At 35.1% G+C, this 20,153-nt stretch carries 17 protein-coding genes; 14 read left to right on the top strand and 3 right to left on the bottom strand.

The annotated features are described in order from the left end of the window. Positions 1-660 precede the first annotated feature (660 nt). A complete protein-coding gene (locus tag ABWU72_RS03800) occupies positions 661-2,856 on the top strand; it encodes an AAA family ATPase (protein WP_006280189.1) in 2,196 nt (731 codons plus the stop codon). Between the two features lie 1,040 nt (positions 2,857-3,896). Beyond that, complete coding sequence (locus tag ABWU72_RS03795; protein WP_264683189.1) at positions 3,897-5,315, top strand: AAA family ATPase; 1,419 nt, start codon at positions 3,897-3,899, stop codon at positions 5,313-5,315. Between the two features lie 596 nt (positions 5,316-5,911). On the opposite strand, the gene ABWU72_RS03790 is transcribed toward ABWU72_RS03795, so the two are convergent. Beyond that, entirely contained in the window at positions 5,912-6,325 is a 414-nt protein-coding gene (locus ABWU72_RS03790) for a hypothetical protein (protein WP_353283890.1), read from the bottom strand. A gap of 259 nt (positions 6,326-6,584) precedes the next feature. Here ABWU72_RS03790 and ABWU72_RS03785 point away from each other — a divergent pair, with 259 nt between their 5' ends. Continuing rightward, the gene (locus ABWU72_RS03785) at positions 6,585-7,931 is read left to right on the top strand and encodes an IS110 family transposase (RefSeq protein ID WP_174515809.1); all 1,347 of its coding nucleotides are present in this window, start codon (positions 6,585-6,587) and stop codon (positions 7,929-7,931) included. Here the strand turns inward: ABWU72_RS03785 and ABWU72_RS03780 are convergent. Beyond that, positions 7,897-8,637 carry a hypothetical protein gene (locus ABWU72_RS03780; RefSeq protein WP_353283889.1) on the bottom strand — a complete coding sequence of 247 codons (741 nt, stop codon included), beginning with the start codon at positions 8,635-8,637 and terminating at the stop codon, positions 7,897-7,899. The two genes, ABWU72_RS03785 and ABWU72_RS03780, sit on opposite strands and share 35 nt — an antisense overlap. Then, positions 8,603-9,835 carry a hypothetical protein gene (locus ABWU72_RS03775; protein ID WP_264377051.1) on the bottom strand — a complete coding sequence of 411 codons (1,233 nt, stop codon included), beginning with the start codon at positions 9,833-9,835 and terminating at the stop codon, positions 8,603-8,605. Before ABWU72_RS03775 ends, ABWU72_RS03780 begins: the two co-directional genes overlap by 35 nt. Positions 9,836-10,060: 225 nt before the next feature. On the opposite strand from ABWU72_RS03775, the gene ABWU72_RS03770 reads away from it, so the two are divergent. The 11 genes from ABWU72_RS03770 to ABWU72_RS03720 all read left to right on the top strand — a co-directional run bounded on the left by ABWU72_RS03770 (position 10,061) and on the right by ABWU72_RS03720 (position 20,153). Beyond that, positions 10,061-10,528 carry a Holliday junction resolvase gene (locus tag ABWU72_RS03770; protein ID WP_353283888.1) on the top strand — a complete coding sequence of 156 codons (468 nt, stop codon included), beginning with the start codon at positions 10,061-10,063 and terminating at the stop codon, positions 10,526-10,528. A gap of 108 nt (positions 10,529-10,636) precedes the next feature. Then, positions 10,637-11,848: a DNA modification methylase gene (locus ABWU72_RS03765; protein WP_264683188.1), complete on the top strand. Its 1,212-nt coding sequence runs from the start codon at positions 10,637-10,639 to the stop codon at positions 11,846-11,848. Positions 11,849-11,864: 16 nt separating this feature from the next. Then, positions 11,865-12,350 (top strand): hypothetical protein, encoded by a 486-nt coding sequence (locus ABWU72_RS03760; protein WP_264683187.1) that lies wholly within the window; start codon positions 11,865-11,867, stop codon positions 12,348-12,350. Position 12,351: 1 nt separating this feature from the next. Continuing rightward, positions 12,352-13,836, top strand: a complete 1,485-nt coding sequence (locus ABWU72_RS03755; RefSeq protein WP_264376273.1) for an ankyrin repeat domain-containing protein — start codon at positions 12,352-12,354, stop codon at positions 13,834-13,836. Then, positions 13,833-15,668 carry a phage terminase large subunit family protein gene (locus ABWU72_RS03750; RefSeq protein ID WP_264683186.1) on the top strand — a complete coding sequence of 612 codons (1,836 nt, stop codon included), beginning with the start codon at positions 13,833-13,835 and terminating at the stop codon, positions 15,666-15,668. The genes ABWU72_RS03755 and ABWU72_RS03750 overlap by 4 nt, the downstream gene beginning before the upstream one ends. After that, positions 15,658-15,882 carry a gpW family head-tail joining protein gene (locus tag ABWU72_RS03745; protein ID WP_047759508.1) on the top strand — a complete coding sequence of 75 codons (225 nt, stop codon included), beginning with the start codon at positions 15,658-15,660 and terminating at the stop codon, positions 15,880-15,882. The genes ABWU72_RS03750 and ABWU72_RS03745 overlap by 11 nt, the downstream gene beginning before the upstream one ends. Then, the gene (locus tag ABWU72_RS03740) at positions 15,883-17,289 is read left to right on the top strand and encodes a phage portal protein (protein ID WP_353283887.1); all 1,407 of its coding nucleotides are present in this window, start codon (positions 15,883-15,885) and stop codon (positions 17,287-17,289) included. A 23-nt stretch (positions 17,290-17,312) separates the two neighbouring features. Then, positions 17,313-18,353 (top strand): S49 family peptidase, encoded by a 1,041-nt coding sequence (locus tag ABWU72_RS03735; RefSeq protein ID WP_265039621.1) that lies wholly within the window; start codon positions 17,313-17,315, stop codon positions 18,351-18,353. A gap of 76 nt (positions 18,354-18,429) precedes the next feature. Then, entirely contained in the window at positions 18,430-18,801 is a 372-nt protein-coding gene (locus tag ABWU72_RS03730) for a head decoration protein (protein WP_208571546.1), read from the top strand. A 36-nt stretch (positions 18,802-18,837) separates the two neighbouring features. Next, on the top strand, positions 18,838-19,842 hold the full coding sequence (locus tag ABWU72_RS03725; protein WP_265039622.1) for a major capsid protein: 1,005 nt from the start codon (positions 18,838-18,840) through the stop codon (positions 19,840-19,842). After that, a complete protein-coding gene (locus ABWU72_RS03720; protein WP_236514668.1) occupies positions 19,842-20,153 on the top strand; it encodes a hypothetical protein in 312 nt (103 codons plus the stop codon). Before ABWU72_RS03725 ends, ABWU72_RS03720 begins: the two co-directional genes overlap by 1 nt.

The raw sequence follows: 20,153 nt of genomic DNA, 5'->3' as shown, positions 1-20,153 counted from the left end.
GTTCAAAATAGAGACAAAGATTTATATTTCGTACTTTATGTCTCATTGGTAGGCAAAAAGCCTGTAATTACGTTTTAAAGTGATTCCACTTTAAACTGTACCCTTTAGCACCTGTAATGCCCTTTAAAATTTGAATAAAAAGCATCTTTAATAATTCTATTCATGAACCAAAAAGTAATTGCCGTTTTCAGAAACTTTTCATTTTTACAGATGGCTTGAAAAGATTATCATTAATAGGTAGGCCAAACTCCTCCAAAGAAAAAAGTTTTTAATTTTTTCAGAAAAAGTCATAAGAAACCCGGTATATATATAGTAGAGGGTTTTCTATCAAAGACACCATTATGAATTATATAGCAGAAAGAAAACATTAGTTTTTTTAATTTATTTTAAATATATCAACAGAATAAAAACTAAGTGGTTGACATGGTGAGTAAAATGTAGTAGAATTATAATAGAGTATTTTTCCTTAAAAGAAAGAAGATACTAAAACCTCACCTTTCACCTGAACTGACTTCCTTTACTTGTTAATATATTTTTCAAGCTTTGCCAAGAGAACCCCCACCGTAGTTTTTACTTACATAATGAAAGAGTAAGACCCCAATCAAAACAGCCTTACTCAAAAACCTTTCAAACGCTTAATCTTAAAAGGAGTTTCAACTTATGGTACAAGATTTTTTAACTGATGTCAAACAAAAAAATACTTTAAATGATGAATATTATGATTTTAATAATACTGTAGAACCATTAGAGCAATTTGATGTAGAAGAAATAAAAAGACAACTATTATTAAACATAAGATCATGCCTTTCTTATTTATTCCCAAGGGGAACTTTTCATGGAGATGAATTCCGAATAGGTGATGTGCATGGTAACAAAGGACAAAGCCTCAGAGTAGCATTAACTGGTGGAAAAGCCGGACTCTGGCAGGATTTTGCAACTGGGCAGAAAGGTGATGTTCTTGATATTTGGGCAGGTGCACAGGGAAAAGATACAAAGAGAGACTTTTGTGAAGTGATGGCCTCTATAAGTGAATGTCTTGGATATAACAAGAAATGCGCAAAGGCTGACGAAGACTTCGAGAAATTTATTACCCACAGTTGGAATTATTATGATGAAAATGGTCAGGTCATTGTAAAAATTTATCGTTCTGATCCTCCTAAAGGAAAAAAGCAATATAAGCCTTTTGATGTTAAACAATCTCGGTATGGTGCGCCAAAAGTAAGACCTCTCTATAACATACCAAGTATTTTAAAGTCTGATAAAGTTGTTCTGGTTGAAGGGGAAAAATGTGCAGAAGCGCTGATAGAACAAGGTATCACAGCAACAACAGCAATGTCTGGAGCAAACGCACCAATTGATAAAACAGACTGGTCACCACTTAAAGGTAAGCATATTATCATTTGGCCAGATAATGATGAAGCAGGTAATAAATACGCAAAAAATGCTGAAAAAAAGCTTTTAGAGATCGGAGTTGCATCACTTGCTGTGCTTGAAATTCCTCGAGGTAAGCCTGAGAAATGGGATGCTGCTGATTGTGTAGAGGAAGGTATAGATGTCAAAGAGTTTTTAGCTTCAACTCCGTTGCTTACTATTGATACTCCAGCTACTGATACTTCAAATATGAAAAGTTTAGAAAGATCCACAAAACAGCCACTTAACATTTTAGATTGGAGTGCAGAGCGCTTTGTAGGTCCGGTACCAGAGCAAAAGTTTCTTGTTGAAGGTCTATTTCCTTTAGGTGTTACTTCAATAATAGCAGCAATGGGAGATACAGGCAAAGGTATGCTTCTTCTTGACCTAGCGCTTAAGGTTGCAAGTGATAAGGATCAGATGTGTGGCTTTGGTTCACTTGTTACTGAACATGGATCAGTAGTGATTTTTTCAGCAGAAGATGATGCAAGTGAGATACACCGCCGCTTAGAACGACTCGACCCTAAGTGTGAAAGGTTGAAACATAAAGATAAATTATTTATTGTACCACTGCCAAACGTCAGAGGATCACTTACAATACTCAGAAATGTTCGTGGTAAAATCGTCGAAGTTTCTCCTGAATTCGAATCCGTAATGAAACAGCTCGAGGAAATTAAAGATCTGAAATTGATAGTATTTGATCCACTTGCTTCATTTATCCATGCAGATATAAATGCTGATCCTGCTGTAGGGGATTATCTAATGTGCTTATTATCTGATTTAGCATGTAGTACTGGAGCTTCGATAATTACTGCTCATCACATGAGAAAGCCAAAAGGAGAAAAACCAATATTAACTGCTGAACAAGCACGCGATGCAATTAGAGGTACCTCTGCTCTTGTTAATGGTGTTAGATGCTCATACGCTTTTTGGCCAATAGAAAATACAGCTAGGCTAGAAATCTTTAAGGCAGTAGGAGAAACACCAAGACAGAATGCTTTGTTTCATGGGGCAGTTGTGAAGGCCAATGGTTTAGCTGATCGCACTGTAAGAACTTACCTAAGAAATCAGGAAACAGGGCTACTAGAAGATATAACAATACAACTAACAGTTAAAAATGCTAGTGAAAAAGACCTTAAAATATGTCTTACTGATGCAATTACACGATCTGCTGTTGCAGGACACCCATTTACTCACACAGGAAGCACAGGAGTATATAAACAACGGCATAGGCTACCTGAGATTTTCCACAGTATGGGAAGAGATCGACTAGAGCGTATAGTTCAGGAACTTTTACAAGCAAAGCAGTTAGTTAAAGGAATGTCTACAGGTGCAAAAGAGGATAAGTGGCTTGACATTCCAACTGGACCATTTGCTTGTGGTATAGGAAAGTTCACTCTTGGAGCTGAAGATTTTAGCTATAGGCAAAATTTAATGTTAGGATAAGTCTTTCTTTATGGGTGGCTCTTTAAATATTTTAGAGTTGCCCTATTTTCTCTATTCAATCTACCATCTACTCAATCTAACTTCGGAGCCACAACCCTATTATAAGTTATGATTTCAATTAAAAAGGGATAAGACATCAAATGGTTGAATTATATTCCTGATTCCTTGGTTACTAAATAAGTAATGAGAAACTAGGAAGCTAAAGATCGCTTGAATCCTAACCTTTTGCCCTCTATTCCTAAAAGTGTTCCTAGTTATTATGTGTCTGAAGTCAGCCAGTATAGCGGATTCTGCGTTCCTAAAACCCTTATATATTATATATATATAATAGTAATAAATAATAATAGATAATATAAAATAATAGTAAAATACAAATAAAGTACAATAACTTAAACAGCAAAAAGAAAGAAGTCCAGAAAGGCTGCCACAAAATATTATTAAGATATTTACATTTAATGAAAAATACAATTAGTGCGTTTTTAAAAGGCTCTTACTCTCATCTTTTTTTTATGCTGATAAAACTCAAATAAACGTTGGTCTGCTAATGCGGTTTTAAAACGATTCTACGACTTCAGGGTACAATTATACCACCAAGACCTAAGTTGCTCATGTAAGGTAGCTTAAAAATCGATTATGAGGCATTTCTAAATTATTTTTTATCTCAAATTTTTATTTATTACAAAAAACCCTAAAGCTAGTCTATCATGTTTTTTTGTTGGTTGCAAAGAAAATTTTTCAAAAAAGATTGAACAACTTGTGGTGAGTATAAGGGGTTAATGGAGACTATATGAGAATACAACAACTTTTATTGCAAACCTCTGAGCAATTGATTGCAAAACTCTCAGTGATGAAACAATCTTTATCAGCAAATTGTAGATGAAGCTAAAGGAAAAAAGTTTGAAGTTACTGCCATAGAAGAAGAAACAGAAGCTCGTAAAACTTGATTGCCCCTTAAAATGGAGACAAAGATCTAAATTTATTTGTTTACGTCTCCAATTTTATCTAGTATAACGGAGACAAAGATTTATATTTCGTATTTTATGTCTCCATCATTTATTGGTAGGCAAACTGAGTTAAAACAACTACTGGAGCTTACAGAAAAAAATACTGCATCTTTTGTAGTAGTCAAAGGAAGGCGTCGTATAGGAAAAAGTCGTTTAATTCAAGAGTTTGGTAAGTATTTTGAACAATATTACTCCTTTATAGGTTTGCCACCAGAAAAGCATACTACAATGTCCTACCAACTTAATGAATTTTCTAGACAAGTTGCTAGACAATTTAATACATCTTTTGCTAGGTATGATGACTGGAGCGATTTACTATGGGCAGTTGGTGAACGTCTACTATCAGGAAAAACATTATTGCTGTTTGATGAAATTTCTTGGATGGGCTCAAAAGATCCAACCTTTTTAGGCAAAATAAAAAATTTTTGGGATACGCAGCTAAAAAATAATAACAAGCTAATTTTTGTTGTTTGTGGATCAGCTTCATCCTGGATCGAGAAAAATATACTTAGCAGCACTGGTTTCGTAGGGAGAATATCGTTAACTTTAACACTCGGAGAATTATCACTTTCTGATTGCAATGAATTTTGGCCGAAAAATATTTCAGCATATGAAAAATTTAAGGTGCTTGCAGTAACTGGCGGAATTCCAAAGTATTTAGAGGAGGTAAATTTTAAACATAGCGCTGAAGAAAATATTAAAAGGCTTTGTTTTACAAAAGGTGGGTTTTTAGTTGAAGAATTTAATCAAATATTCTCAGATTTATTCATGCGAAAAACGGCTTTTTATAAGCAAATAGTCAGAGCTCTTTCTACTGGAGCTAAAGAACAAGAAGAAATTTGTGCTACTTTAAATATCGTAAGACATGGACGCATTTCTGAGTATCTACATGAGCTTGAGCTTGCTGGTTTTATTGCAAAAGATCATACTTGGAGTATAAAAACTGGTACTGATTCACGACTCAGGAGATACAGACTTCAAGATAATTATTTAAGGTTTTATCTAAAATATATCGAAAAAGATCTAGGAAAAATTAGTCGTGACACCTATTCTATAGGGTTCTTACCAGAGTGGTATACAATTATTGGGCTTCAATTTGAAAATTTGGTGCTGAACAATAGAAAGAGTATACATAATATCTTAGGAATTGATGGAATAATAAGCGAGAATCCATTTTTTCAGAAAAGAACGCGTAATAGTGCAGGTTGTCAAATTGATTATATGATTCAAACGAAGTTTAACACTCTCTACATTTGCGAAATCAAATTTTCAAAAAATAAAATTGGTTATTCAATAATACAAGAGGTACAAAAGAAAATAGATACACTAAATCGTCCAAAAGGCTTTTCATGTCGTCCAGTCCTTATCCACGTCAATGATGTAAGTGATGATGTTATAGATAGTGATTACTTTTCAAACATAATTGATTTTGGAGAATTGTTGAATTGTAAGTGATGTTTTTTCTGACTTTAAAAAATAATAGTTTCTACAGTTATTCTTAAGTTTATAGAGTTTGCTAACATTAGTATCTTTAGCTTTACAAGAAGGGAATGGAGCCAAAATAATCTCTCTACTACAATACCATTCTTTAAAACGTCTTTAGAGGGCTATTATAGCGTTATTGATGATTTAGATAGGTTTTGTATGTTTTTACCAAAAACTCATGTAATCTCTTTTCAGCTCAAGTAAAAAGTTGTTTCCAAAATGGAAAGGACTCAAATAGCGAAGATTTCTGTTGTAAAAGACATAATGCTCTTTTTAATTTCTTAGCTGTCTTAAAATTATTTTAACTTTTTTTGAGAAAATCCCGGAAAAAGTAGTAAGAAATCCGGTATATATTAGTATAGGGTCATTGAGTGTAGATGTGCTTCAAACACAAAAGTCGGCAAACGAACAGAGTAGAAAAGATTGAAGAAAGCAAAAGAAATTTAGGCTTTTGGTAAGTTACATAATTGAGAATTTATATTTTTTTAAATAAGACAAAAACTGTATTTTAAAGCTAGATGTGACTTTAGGGTAAAATATACTACTTTTACTTCTCGTCAACACAGTTAACGAACTACCACAGTAAAAGGGTTAATACGGTAACCATAATCTCTACGCGATGATCCAGGCCAACCAACTGTTTGAATCACATCATTACGTTCGATGTTTAGTCCTAACTTTTTAGCTAAGGTGGTTTTTATTGTTCTTTGAATTGTGTTTATTGGTTTTCTAATGTAATGTTCTGGATCTGCTTCTGGATCGAGATTTAGGCGTTTTTCTATTTCAGTTATGCTAAGCAACATGTGTTTTTCAGGAGGTAATTCTTTTTTACAATCATGCAAAAACTGTTCAAATAATATGCGAAAAACCTTCATACATGCTACAGCTTTCTTATTTAGAATCTCTATATTGTTTACGTAAAGTGAGCCCTCTATCAATTGCAACTTTAGTAATTCCTTCTCTTTAGGAGCGTCGAACAAGAAAAAAATCTTGTTAAACCGGAAAGAAACTATTTCTTCACTTCCATAGCAATTTTTATATATAATTTATCAAGAAGTACTTCTGCAGTTATAACCGACTGATCAATGGTGCTTAAGTGCCCGTTTAGGAGCGTGGTTTTGGAGGAACGGTTAAACCACTGATGGAGTCTATTATGACTACCTCGATTAGAAGATTGTATAATCTAACCGTCCCAAGCTTAAGTGCTTCTCCATTATAAGTTATAGTAGGATAATTACCATGATAAAGGCAAAAAGTAAACTAGAAATAGTGAATCCTGATACAGCAGGAATTGATATCGGCTCAGCTGTACATTATGTATGTGTACCTGAAGGAAGAGATGAACAACGTGTCAAAAAATTTGGATGCTTTACAGTTGATCTTCATAACTTAGCAGGGTGGTTAAAGAAATGTAAAGTTAGAACAGTAGCTATGGAATCAACAGGAGTATATTGGATTCCTTTGTTTCAAATACTTGAGTCATATGGATTTGAGGTAAAATTGGTAAATGCACGATATATTAAGAACGTGCCTGGTAGAAAATCCGACGTTCAAGACTGTCAATGGTTACAACAATTACACAGCTATGGATTACTCCATGGGTCGTTTAGACCTGATGATCAAATGTGTGTGTTGCGTAATTACGTTAGGCAACGTAGCAACCTGATTGAAAGTGCATCCACACATATTCTACGTATGCAAAAAGCGTTAATTCAAATGAACGTTCAATTACACAAAGTCATAAGTGATATTACTGGAGTGACCGGTATGCAAATTATCAAAGCAATAATTGAAGGTGAAAGGAATCCTGAAAAATTATCAGAATTGAGAGATGTACGGATAAGAAATGATAGATCTACCATGGCAAAAGCGCTAAAAGGCGACTACAGAAAGGAACTCTTATTTGTGTTAAAGCAAGAATTTGAATTGTATAATATTTATCAGGAAAAAATAGCAGAATGCGACAAAAGCATCGAACAATATTACAAAACATTTGAAACAAAATCTGACGAGAATAAGCGATGCAGCAAAATAAAGAATAGGTTTTCAAAAAACAGACCAGACTTTCCTTTACACGAAGAACTGTATAGAGTAACCGGTATTGATTTTACTAAAGTTCCTGGGCTTGATGTGCTAACTATACAAACAATTATCTCAGAAGTTGGTTTGAACCACGATAAATGGCCATCAGAGAAGCACTTTACTTCTTGGTTGGGGCTAAGTCCTGCTAATAAAGTTACAGGGGAAAAAGTATTTGGGACTAGAACTCGCAAAGTTATTGCTCGTGCTGCAAATGCTTTTAGGATGGCTGCCCAGTGTGTGTCAAGAAGCAACAGTGGGATTGGTGCATATTGCAGAAGGTTAAAAAAACGACTAGGAGCACCGAAAGCGATTACCGCTACGGCTAGGAAATTGGCGTGCATTTTTTATAGTATGCTAAAGTATGGACAGGAATATGTAGAGAAGGGCATTGATTACTATGAAAAGTTATATAAGGAAAAAATAGTGAAGACTCTAAGCAAGAAAGCTAGTGAATTTGGTTATGTCTTGATTAAAAAAGAGCTACTAGCAGAAAGAGTTTCTTAGAAGGTTCAATTAGATTAAGTGCAGTATGTAAGATTTGCATTGAAGTATTTGGTATAAACTCTAGTACTCCTCTTTGTGCTGCTTCTTGGAATACTTCAATTAAAGTCTTATGCTGAAAGAAAAGGTCAACCATTTTTACTGTGGGCAAATCAAGAGGTATGTTTGATGGATTTTTTCTCAGTATTATTAATACAGTTGGATTAGCTTTAAGCTTATCTATCGTTAAGAATGTTGGATTGGTGCAAAAATCAAGTATGATTAAACTTACAATCTTACCTTGTCCACCAACATGATAAACTCCACTTTCCACTTTTTGCCACATAAAATTTGTATCACTTAGCTGACCTTCAAACCAATTCATAAATTTCTCTGGGTTTAAATATGCAGATAAGCGGTGAAATCTTTGCTTCTTGTAGGTATTAGGTAAAATATCACGGTTGCAATTTTCACAAATTATATTATCGCATGCTTCGTTAAAGTCCTCATCAATGAAAATCTCATTGTTACAGTATGGATCAACTATATTTGGCCAATCTAATTTATCTTGTCTACGAGAGCAGATAATGTAAGACCTCTCTTGCATCTGAATTAATTCAAGATCTGACAAATACCTTGCTGCTTTGATATAATTTTGATTTGGATTAACCCAAGAGCTGCCAGAATTAAGAAGATCAGAGATTTGCTCTTGGCAAGATTGTAAGACCATAAAATTGTTTTATGTATGCTTTAAAATCCTCTCTTTCCCTTTTATTCAGAGGATGTTCAGAGTAGTAAATTGCTATATACTCATCACTTCGCTTGAAAAATAAGCCTATCTTTTTGCCTTGAAATATTACTTTAATCGACTCTATAAATGGCACTATGTTTCCTACAAATGGCTTTAAAACATGCAATTCCGGTGCAATAGGATCATATGGAGCAACAGTCAAAGTGATATTAGTATAGCTGTAATTGAAACGATTTGACTGAAACTTTAACTCAAAAACACGAATATTTGAATCAGATTCATTAATACAAGTTTCTATAAATTTATGTACCTGTTCCGCGAAGTTTTTATCCTGCACATCTACAAAAATACATTCGCAGCCAAAGTAACAACTTGCAATGCTATTTGCTATTTCTATAGCTTGATCAATATTTCTAGCACCAAGATCTACCTGAGTGCCATTTAGTAGAAAATCCAAAATCATCCACTCTGCCTTATGGCCATGAATAACTTTGTTTGAATTTAACAACAAATCTATATCGCTAGCTTTGCGTATTAACACATATAAACGATTCTGATGATAGAAGAAACCTTGTAATTGATTCTCGAAACTGTCATTTTTCTTAATGTTATCTTCTTTCAGTATTTGTTGTATGATTTCCTCTGAGATAAAGTCTTTAAATGGAGTACTTGGTCGTCTTGGTATTTTTTGTAAGGCAAAAGACATGAAACTCTTTCTTTGTATTTTTTCAAAGTGATAGACAGACTTTAAAAGATTGTAATCTGCATGAAACAGTAGAAACAGCAAAGACTTCTTATCATATTTATTATTATTTTTTACAAGGTAGGATTTCATGAGTTCCGTAGTTAATGCAGATCTTGCAATTTCACTGACAGTAACCTCTAGTTTTGCACGGTCAAAACAGGTAATCAAGTAGTAAGTAACGAGAGAATCGGAATAATTAGCAATCACTTTACGTTTGTATTGTACAGATGTATTATCGTAACTTTCATCATCAAAGAGTTGAGCATTTAATTTATCTTTAAAGGAGTTTTGAAAAATAATATTTAATTGCTTACCAGAAAGTGAATCTATCCAAGACTGACGTATTTTTGTATTGTGAAAACGATCAAGCAAATGGTTAACAGGGACTTCTAAATCATCTTCCCAAAATTTACGATTTGGATAAATGTTCATAAGAAACTAACCACACCATAATAACATAATAGACTATTTAAATAGTTAAGATAGAAATTTGAAAGTCTTGACCAATAATTATGCAATGGCTGTTTACTGATTTTTAACCAAGTTTTTTCTAAAAAGTTTGCTTAAGAAGAAGATTTTTTGGACAAAAATTTTTCAAATCCTGAATATATATTATATGGGTATTTTACACTCTAGCGAAACAAACTCTGAATATAAATGTCCGTTTTAACATTAGATCTCGGCAAACAAACTGGCTGGGCAATTCTAACAGATGGAGTAATTGAAAGTGGAAGCAAAAGTTTTTATGGTAGTCGTTTCAGTGGAGGTGGCATGCACTTCTTAAATTTTCGTAATTGGCTTAATTCTTTGAAATATGAGTTCACTGCAGTGTATTTTGAAGAAGTGAGAAGACATCTAGGAACTGATGCAGCGCATTGCTACGGTGGTTTTCTTGCCGTTCTATCTGCTTGGTGTGAAGAGAACAATATTCCCTACCAAGGTGTTAATGTTAAAACTATAAAACGCTTTATAGCAGGCAAAGGTAATGCAAGTAAGAGTGAAGTTATTGAAGCGATACGTGAAAAAGGTTTTTCACCTAGAGATGATAATCAAGCAGATGCTTTGGCATTAATGTTCTACGTTATGAATCTTAGTAAAGATTTTAACACATTAAAAATACCGTAAAAGTGGGTCCTTTCGGCCATACTGGCGGGTTTGGTGGTGCTGGCCCCAGGCCTTCTTTAGCGTCAGACATATTTTGAATATTAACTTTTTAATTAGTATAGCAATTATATGAATTTAGCAATCCACTACTATCCTACTCGAAACCTAGTTGAATATGAGCGTAATCCTCGTAAAAATGATGACGTAGTAAATAGAATGTGTGCTTCAATCAGGGAATTTGGCTTTCGTATTCCAATAGTTGCAAAAAGTGATGGTACTGTGGTTGATGGTCATTTAAGACTTAAAGCAGCAAGAAAACTTGGTATGGAAAGTATTCCAGTGGTTTTAAGTGATAATTTAAATGAACCACAAACTAAAGCTTTTCGGTTACTGGCAAATCAATCAGCTAATTGGGCAAAGTGGGACGATGATCTTTTGAGAGTGGAAATTCAAGAATTAGAAGATTTGCAGTTTGATCTTAAAATGACTGGATTTGAGCTAGAAAAAGTTCAAAACTTTCTTGATGATTTAGATGGTGAAGAAGAAGATCTTTCTGACTTAGTTGTTGATGACAAAAAGGTAGAAATAACAAAGCCAGGTGATCTTTGGATTTTAGGTGATCATCGAATCTATTGTGGTGATAGCTCTGTAGTTGAATCATATAAAGTGCTGTTAGATGATAAAATGGCAGACATTACTGTTTGTGATCCTCCATATAACGTTAACTATGGTAGCAGTCAAGACAAAAAGATATTAAACGATAATCAAGGTGAAAAGTACGAACTTTTTCTCTACGATATCTGTTCCAATATTTTAGCATATACGAAGGGAGCAATTTACATTTGCATATCATCATCAGAGTTTTCAACGTTGCAAAAAGCATTTGAGGAAGCAGGAGGGAAATGGTCAACATTTATCATTTGGGCAAAGAATCACTTTACGCTAGGAAGGTCCGATTATCAAAGACAATACGAAGCAATGCTCTATGGATGGAAAAGCGGCAATAAACGTGAGTGGCATGGAGGTAGAAATCAAAGTGATCTATGGTTTTATGATAAGCCAACACATAACTCACTGCATCCAACAATGAAGCCAGTAGAGCTAATGGAGAAAGCAATAGTTAATAGCAGCAGACCTGGGGATACTGTACTTGATCCATTTAGCGGTTCTGGCAGCACACTGATTGCATGTGAGAGAACAGGAAGAATTTGCAGAACAATAGAGCTGGATTCAAAATTTGTAGATGTAACCATAAAACGTTGGCAAATATATACCGGAAGAGATGCCATTTTAGCCGGTACTGGTAAAACTTTTGCAGAAATTCAAGAAGAAAATTTGTAAAAAAGAAGCAAAAAAAGTGGAAAAGATCACACAAACGGAATGGGCAAGAGAGATAGGAGTATCAAAGCAATATGTCTGTTATTTAGTAAAGAAAGGAATAGTTGAGTTGGAGGATGGTTTGATCAGTAGAGAACAAGCAAATGAAGCGGTGGCAGCAATAAGAGATCCAAGTCAGCCACTTAGGAGGAAAAATCCAGAAAACGAAAATACAAATAACCTTTCTACAATGTTGCTAAAAACGCGAATAAAAAATGAGATGGAACGTGGTAAACTGCTTGAGGCGAAAGCTAAGGCTGAGATAGGAGAACTTATAGCAGTAGAGGAAGTAAGAAATGAAGCATTTAACGTAGCAAGAGTTGTCCGTAATAATTTGCTTAATATTCCAAATAGAGTTTCAGCACTGCTTGCATCACTGAGTGACACTGAAAAGATTCATAAGACGCTCACTGAAGAGATTACAAACTCATTACAAGAATTATCTAATACTAAATTTCAAATATAAAATGGCTAATAACTTAAGTTTAGAGTTAATAAAGTGTCTCATCAATCAACCTGGATTAGATGTTAATGTTAGAGGATTAAATGGAAAGACACCACTACATTGTGCTATAGAATTTGATGAATTAAGCATGGTAGATCTGCTACTCACAAAAAAGAATATCAATCCTTTTGTTGAGGACAATGAAGGCAAAACCTCCTTAGATTATGCCAAAGAAGGTAAAAAAGCAGAAATATTACAAGCGCTAATTAATAACAAATACGGATCAGAACAAGATAACTTACTTCATTTAGCTGCAATGATAGGTGAAGTTAATGCAGTTAGATATTTGATAGGAAAAGGTGTTGACGTTAATGTACGAAATGCTTTGCATCATACGCCATTACATCTAGCAGCAGGCATAGGACATGAGAATGTTGTCAAAATTTTAGTGGAAGAAGGAAACGCTGAAATAGATGTCTTTGATGCACGAAATCAGACACCAATGCACTATGCAGTTAATAACAAAAAGTTGGAAATAGTAAAGTTACTGCTAAAGCTAGGAGCAGATGTAAATAGCGCGCGCATGGGACAAAACTCAATGAAATTGTCACCTGTTCATATAGCCGTAAGTAATACTAATTATGATGAAAGAGATTTATGTCTTGATATCCTCAGATGCTTAATAAAGGAGCCTAATGCTCAAGTAAATTTGCAAGACTACGAAAATAAAACGCCACTACATTACGCTGAAAGACTTAAAACAATAGAGGTTTTACTAACTCGAGAGGATATAGATCCTTTAATCAGGGATGATAATGGTAAGACACCATTTGATTACGCTAAACCTGAGATAAAGAAGGCTTTGATGAGTAATAAATACGGTTCTGAAAAGAATAGTCTACTCCATTTAGCTGCACAAATGGGAGAAATTGAGCTTGTAGAGTCTATCTTAAAAGAAGAAATCGATATTGATATTGTAAATAATAAAGGTCTATCACCGATTTACCTTGCTGCAGAAAAAGGACATTTACATGTAGTAAAATTACTACTGAAAAAAGGAGCAAATTATACACCTGTTTTGCACTTAGCAATCAAATCAAATAATTTGGAGTTACTTAAAGTTTTATTTACTGAAAAAAATGGGTCATTGCTCTGCAGAGATACCGTTGTTAATTTTCCAACCCTTCATAATAAATATATAGCACAGAGAGAAATAGCAGATAAAAGGATGAAAAAACATAATAATATTATCTGCATCTGTATTACAGTTAGCGCAGTAGTAATGGCAGCATATATAGGTTTAACAGCAGCAACAATAAGCAGTGCAATCATTTTTGCAACAATAACAGGGATATTTGCTCTTGTTATAGCAATAATGATAAGTGAGATGAGCAAAAGATATATAGAAAACGAATTTCAGAAAAAGATGCTTATGGAGATGGAGGAGTGTAGTTCTATTGTTAATGATGTCGAGATAGAACCAATTATGAGTAGATGCAGACAATGATATACGCTAGAGCTTTTTCTGAAGGTTTAAGACCAGATCCCCAGCTTAAAGTATCAGAGTGGGCGAATGAGTATCGAGTTTTAGCAGCAACTGCAGCATCAGAGCCAGGTAAATGGAGAACAGAAAGAACTCCTTATTTAAAAGAAATAATGGATTCACTATCACCATCTTCACCTGCAGAAAAAGTAGTATTCATGAAAGGAGCGCAGATTGGAGGAACAGAAGCTGGTAACAATTGGATAGGCTACATCATAGATCAGACTCCTGGTCCAATGTTGGTAGTACAGCCTACAGTTGAAATGGGAAAGCGTTGGTCAAAAGGAAGATTTGCGCCACTGATTGAAAGTACACCATGTTTAAAAAGTAAAGTAAAAGACCCAAGATCAAGAGATTCAGGCAATACTGTACAAAGTAAGGAATTTCCAGGTGGAATAGTAGTAATAACCGGAGCAAATAGCAGTGTAGGTCTCAGGTCCATGCCAGTAAAATATCTCTTTCTTGATGAGATAGATGCCTATCCAGGAGATTCGGGAGGTGAAGGAGATCCAGTTTTACTCAGCATAGCCCGTACTAATACATTTGCACGGCGAAAGATTTTTTTAGTATCAACACCAACGATTCATGGAATAAGCAGAATTGAGAAAGAATTTGAAGCAACAGATAAGAGATATTTTTTTGTTCCCTGTCCGTATTGTAATTACTATCAAGTTCTAAAATGGTCACAAATAAAATGGGAAGATAAAAATCCAAGTACAGCACACTATATATGTATAGAATGTGGTGAAAAGATAGAAAATCATCAAAAGACAGAGATGCTTGAACGTGGAGAATGGAGAGCTACAAATCCAATGAAAGGTGAGAAAAAAGGATTTCATCTTTCAAGTCTTTATAGTCCAGTAGGCTGGTATAGCTGGACTCAAGCAGTGGAGGATTTTCTCCATGCAAAAGAAAGTGAACAATTACTAAAAGTATGGATAAATACAACGCTTGGAGAAACCTGGGTAGATAAGGGAGAAGTACCAGACTGGAAGCAATTATTCAACAGAAGAGAATTTTTTCCCGTAGGCACAGTACCAAAAGGTGAAGTGGTTTTGACAGCAGGAGTAGATGTCCAAAAAGATCGTCTAGAGGTGGAAGTTGTAGCATGGGGAAAAAGTCGTGAAAGTTGGTCAATAGACTACCAGGTATTTGAAGGTGATACTGGAGGAGGAGAAGTATGGGGAAAACTTTCGGAGCTCCTCAATCATCATTTTATCGGTGAAAATGGTCTTGAATACATGATAAGTATGATGGCGGTTGATGCAGGGTATGCAACGCAGGAAGTATACAACTGGGTAAGAGGTCATCAGGGCTCTGGAAGAGTAATGGCAGTCAAAGGTGTAAATAAAGCTCTAGTGCCACTGAGCAGCCCAAGTAGAGTAGATATAACAGTTGGTGGTCAAAAGCTAAAAAGAGGAATAAAGCTCTGGCCAGTAGGAGTATCGATATTAAAGTCAGAGCTTTTTCAATTACTTAATATTTTAAAAGATGGTGAAGAAACACCGCCAGGATATTGTCATTTTCCGGAGTATGCACCTGAATATTTTAAGCAGCTAACGGCAGAGCAATTAGTCAGCAAAGTGGTAAAAGGATACACCAAACAAGAATGGCAAAAGGTAAGAGAAAGAAATGAAGTACTGGATTGCCGAATTTATGCGAGAGCAGCATCTATTGCGCTTGGAATGGATCGTTGGCCAGAGAGTAAATGGAATAGTTTGAGTGGAAAAATGGAAAGCAAAAAGCCTAAAAAAGTAAGACAGAGTAAGTGGCTTGGTAATCAAAATGTACAGTGAAGGATATTTAACTCAAGTTGAGAAAGCAATTCAAAAACTGCAAAGCGGAGAAAGAGTTGTCTCAATTGCATATGGTGACCATGTTGTGCGGTACGGGGAAGTTCAAATAAAGGATTTATTGGAGCTCAGGCAACGAATAAAAGCGGGGTTAAAAGTTGCAGGCATGAGGCCAAAGAGGAAAATTGTTTTTTCAACGAGTAAAGGAATTTTATAAATGCTGCTAAAAACCTTCAAGCAATTATTTAACAAACAAAAGATAAAAAGCTCAGCGTGGGATGCAGCAGGCTCAGGAAGAAGATTTTTTCACTTTCAACCAGAGTTAGGAAGTATAAACAATTTGCTGTCTCAAAACCTTGAAACTTTACGTAGTAGATCACGTGATATGGTGAGAAAAAACCCATATGCAGCAAATATCATTGATACAATAGTAAGTAACTCGATTGGAACAGGAATAAAACCACAATCAAAAGCAAGGGATGGAGAATTTCGAAAGAAGGTGCAAGAATTATGGCTAAAATGGACAGATGAAGCAGACAGTAGCGGAGTAAGTGATTTTTATGGATTACAAGCTCTAGTATGCAGAAGTATGATAGAGGGAGGAGAATGTTTTGTACGTTTAAGAACGAGAAAGCTGGAAGATAGATTTTCTGTACCATTACAACTGCAAGTACTTGAGTCTGAACATTTAGATAATAAAACAAATCAAACTTTAGGAAATGGTAATGTAATAAGAAACGGGATTGAGTTTAACAGGCTTGGGCAAAGAGAAGCATACTACCTATTTAAAGAACACCCTGGTGAAAGTATGTTTGGAGAATCAGTGAGAGTGCCAGCAAATGATGTTTTACATATTTACAGACCACTAAGACCTGGGCAAGTTAGAGGGGAGCCTTGGCTTTCTAATATACTGCTGAAGCTTTATGAGCTTGATCAATATGATGATGCAGAGCTGGTGAGAAAGAAAACTGCAGCAATGTTTGCTGGATTTATTACGAGACTCGATCCAGAAGCAAATATTTTAGGAGAAGGTGAAAGTAATGAGCAAGGAGTAGCATTATCTGGCCTAGAACCTGGAACAATGCAACTTTTAGACCCAGGAGAAGATATAAAATTTTCAGAGCCGTCTGATGTTGGAGGAAGTTATGAAGCATTCATGAGACAGCAACTGAGGGCAATAGCGATTGGTACAGGGATAACATATGAGCAGCTAACAGGAGATTTAACAGGCGTTAATTATTCATCAATCAGAGCTGGATTAATAGAGTTTCGTCGTAGATGTGCTATGCTGCAACACAACATTATGGTATTTCAATTTTGCAGACCAGTATGGAATAGATGGCTAGAATTAGCGTTAGTATCTGGAAAACTTTCTATAGCTAAAGATTTAACAAGTGAGTCATTGAAAGAAGTAAAATGGATACCACAAGGGTTTGATTGGGTTGATCCTTTAAAAGACCAGCAAGCACAGCAAATGGCAGTAAGGAATGGATTTAAGAGTCGATCGGAAGTAGTATCAGAAATGGGTTATGGTGTAGAAGAAATTGACCAAGAAATAGCAGAAGATCAAAAGCGAGCTAATTCTTTTGGACTTTGTTTCGATTGTGACGTTAATGTGCCATAAAATACAATAAGGGGAGGAAGGTGATGTGGATAAATAAACCAATAATGGTAGAGAGAAGAAGTTTTGAACTACTATCATTATATAACAGCAAACAACCTATCTTTAAGAATTTAAAGCATTTTCATATAAATCCAAAAGGAATAGCAATAATACGTATTTATGGAGTTTTGACAAAAAAAACAGAAGCTTTTGATCATATTTTAGACATGACTTCGTATGAAAATATTCATGAAGAGATAGAGAGTGCTTTAGAAGATAAAAGCATAGAGACGATTCTACTTGACATAGACAGTCCAGGAGGGGAAGTAAACGGTGTCTTTGACCTAGCTGATTTTATTTATGAATCAAGAGCAAAAAAGAGAATTATTGCAATAGCAAATGATGATGCATATTCTGCTGCGTACGCTATAGCCTCTAGCGCTGAAAAGATTTTTCTCACCCGCACTTCAGGAATTGGGAGTATAGGAGTAATAGCAAGTCATATAGATCAAAGTGGATTTGACGAAAAACAGGGAATAAAATATACCACAATATTTGCTGGTAGTCGGAAGAATGATTTAAATCCGCATGAGCCAATGACGTCTGAAAGTTTAGAAAGCTTACAAAAAGAAGTAGGAAGACTATATGAAATGTTTTTGCAGCTAATAGCAAGAAACAGAGGTCTTTCAATTGAAAAGATTCGATCAACAGAAGCAGGTCTATATTTTGGCGAGAAAGCAGTAGAAATAGGTCTTGCAGATGGAGTTACAACATTTTTTGAATTTATCAATAATCATAAAAGTAGGAGTGTTAGTATGACAACTAATGAGTTAACTGATGAAGGCTACGAAAACTGTCGTAGAGAAATTTTAGAGATAATAAGATTATGTAATATATCAAAGATGCCAGAAAAGATAGGAGAATTTATTGAGCAAGGCGTAAGTGTTGAGCAAGCCAGGGAAGTTTTAATGGAATTACTTGCAGAGAGAACGAAGAAGACAGAGATAATGAGTGCAATACCACAGAATTCAGGAGAGGAGTTGATGATGCAAGTAGCTAAAGCTAGAGCACAATCAAGTATTTAAGTTTTTTTATAACCGTCGGGTACAACAACTACAAACATGGCGGTAAACTAAAGGGAAAAAAAGGAGAAAAGAAAATATGACATGTATAACTGAACAAAATAATCTAGGTGACTTATTAAAGTATGAGGCATCAAGTCTATATTCAAGAGATCAAATAACAGTAGCTAAAGGTCAAAATCTTAAGCTTGGTGCAGTAGTTGCCAAAAAGACGGAAGATGGTTTTATTAGAGTCCTTAATCCCACTGGAACAGACGGCACACAAACAGCAATAGGTGCAATAGTAAGTGATGTAAATGCGACAGAAAATGCCAAAGCAGTAATTATTACTCGTGGTGCAATACTAGCAGATCATGCAGTTGTGTGGCCAGCAAATATCACTGAAGAACAGAAAGCTGAAGCAATAAAGCAACTTGAAGGACGAGGGATCATTATCCGCAAGGGAGCTTAAAAAAACTATTAAAAACACAAAAGGGGAAAATAAAAAATGCAAAATCCATTTACAAATACAGCATTTAGCATGACGGCACTAACAAATGCGATGAATATATTGCCGATAAATTATGGACGAGTTGAAAATTTAAGTTTGTTTCCAAGTAGGTCAGTAAGATTTAGACATATTACCATAGAAGAGCAAAATGGAGTATTAAGTTTACTACCAACTCAGTTACCCGGAGCGCCAGCAACAGTAGGAAAAAGAGGAAAAAGAAAAGTAAGAACATTTACGATTCCACATATTCCACACGATGATGTAGTATTACCAGAGGAAGTACAAGGAATAAGAGCATTTGGATCAGAGAGTGAACTTAAAGCGCTGGCAGATGTAATAACTGATCATTTGCAGCTAATGAGAAACAAACATGCAATAACATTAGAGCATTTGCGAATGGGAGCGCTAAAAGGAATAATTTTAGATGCTGATGGGTCAGAATTATTAAATCTGTACAACGAATTTGAAATCACACCAAAAGTAGTAAATTTTGCACTAGGAACTGCAACAACTGATGTAAAGCGTAAGTGTATGGAAGTACTCCGGCATATAGAAGATAATCTAAGTGGTGAATATATGACCGGAATTCATGCCTTGGTAAGCCCTGAGTTTTTTGATGCACTAACTTCACATACTAAAGTGAAAGAAGCATACGAGAGATGGCAAGAAGGAGCAGCGCTTCGAAATGATATGAGGTCAGGATTTACGTTTTGTGGTATAACATTTGAGGAATATAGAGGGCAAGCAACTGACCCTGAAGGAACCGTGAGAAGATTTATTGAGAAAGATACAGGGCACTGTTTTCCAGTAGGAACAGCAAGCACATTTACGACATATTTTGCACCAGCAGATTTTAATGAAACGGTAAACACACTAGGACAACCACTTTATGCAAAACAAGAGCCAAGAAGATTTGATAGAGGAACTGATTTACATACGCAGTCAAATCCTCTGCCAATGTGCCATCGTCCGGCAGTTTTGGTAAAAATTAGTTCTAGTTGATGAATATAGGAAAATTATTGGAAGATTGTTTTGAGCATCTAGGAGTGGAAGCCATATATTGTAATAAAAATAAGGAGGGCATTCGTAGAATAAAAGTGCTAATTAAACGTCCTGAGACTACGTACTCTCTAGGTTCAGATGGAGCATTAACTCAGCAAATTGCTTCTATAGAAATACGTGATCAGGACGTTACTTCCTTTAGCATAGGTGATTATATCAAGATTGAAAAAAGGTTCTACAAGATTTTTGAACCACCATTGAAAGATTCTTCAGGTAAAATATGGAAAATTGAGGCAATAGAAAGTGTTTAA

Origin of the sequence: Wolbachia endosymbiont (group A) of Lypha dubia, assembly GCF_964028575.1 — a bacterium.
Lineage (GTDB): Bacteria > Pseudomonadota > Alphaproteobacteria > Rickettsiales > Anaplasmataceae > Wolbachia > Wolbachia pipientis.
The sequence above is the reverse complement of the archived record's forward strand: the minus strand, read 5'-3'. Positions and strand labels throughout refer to the sequence as shown.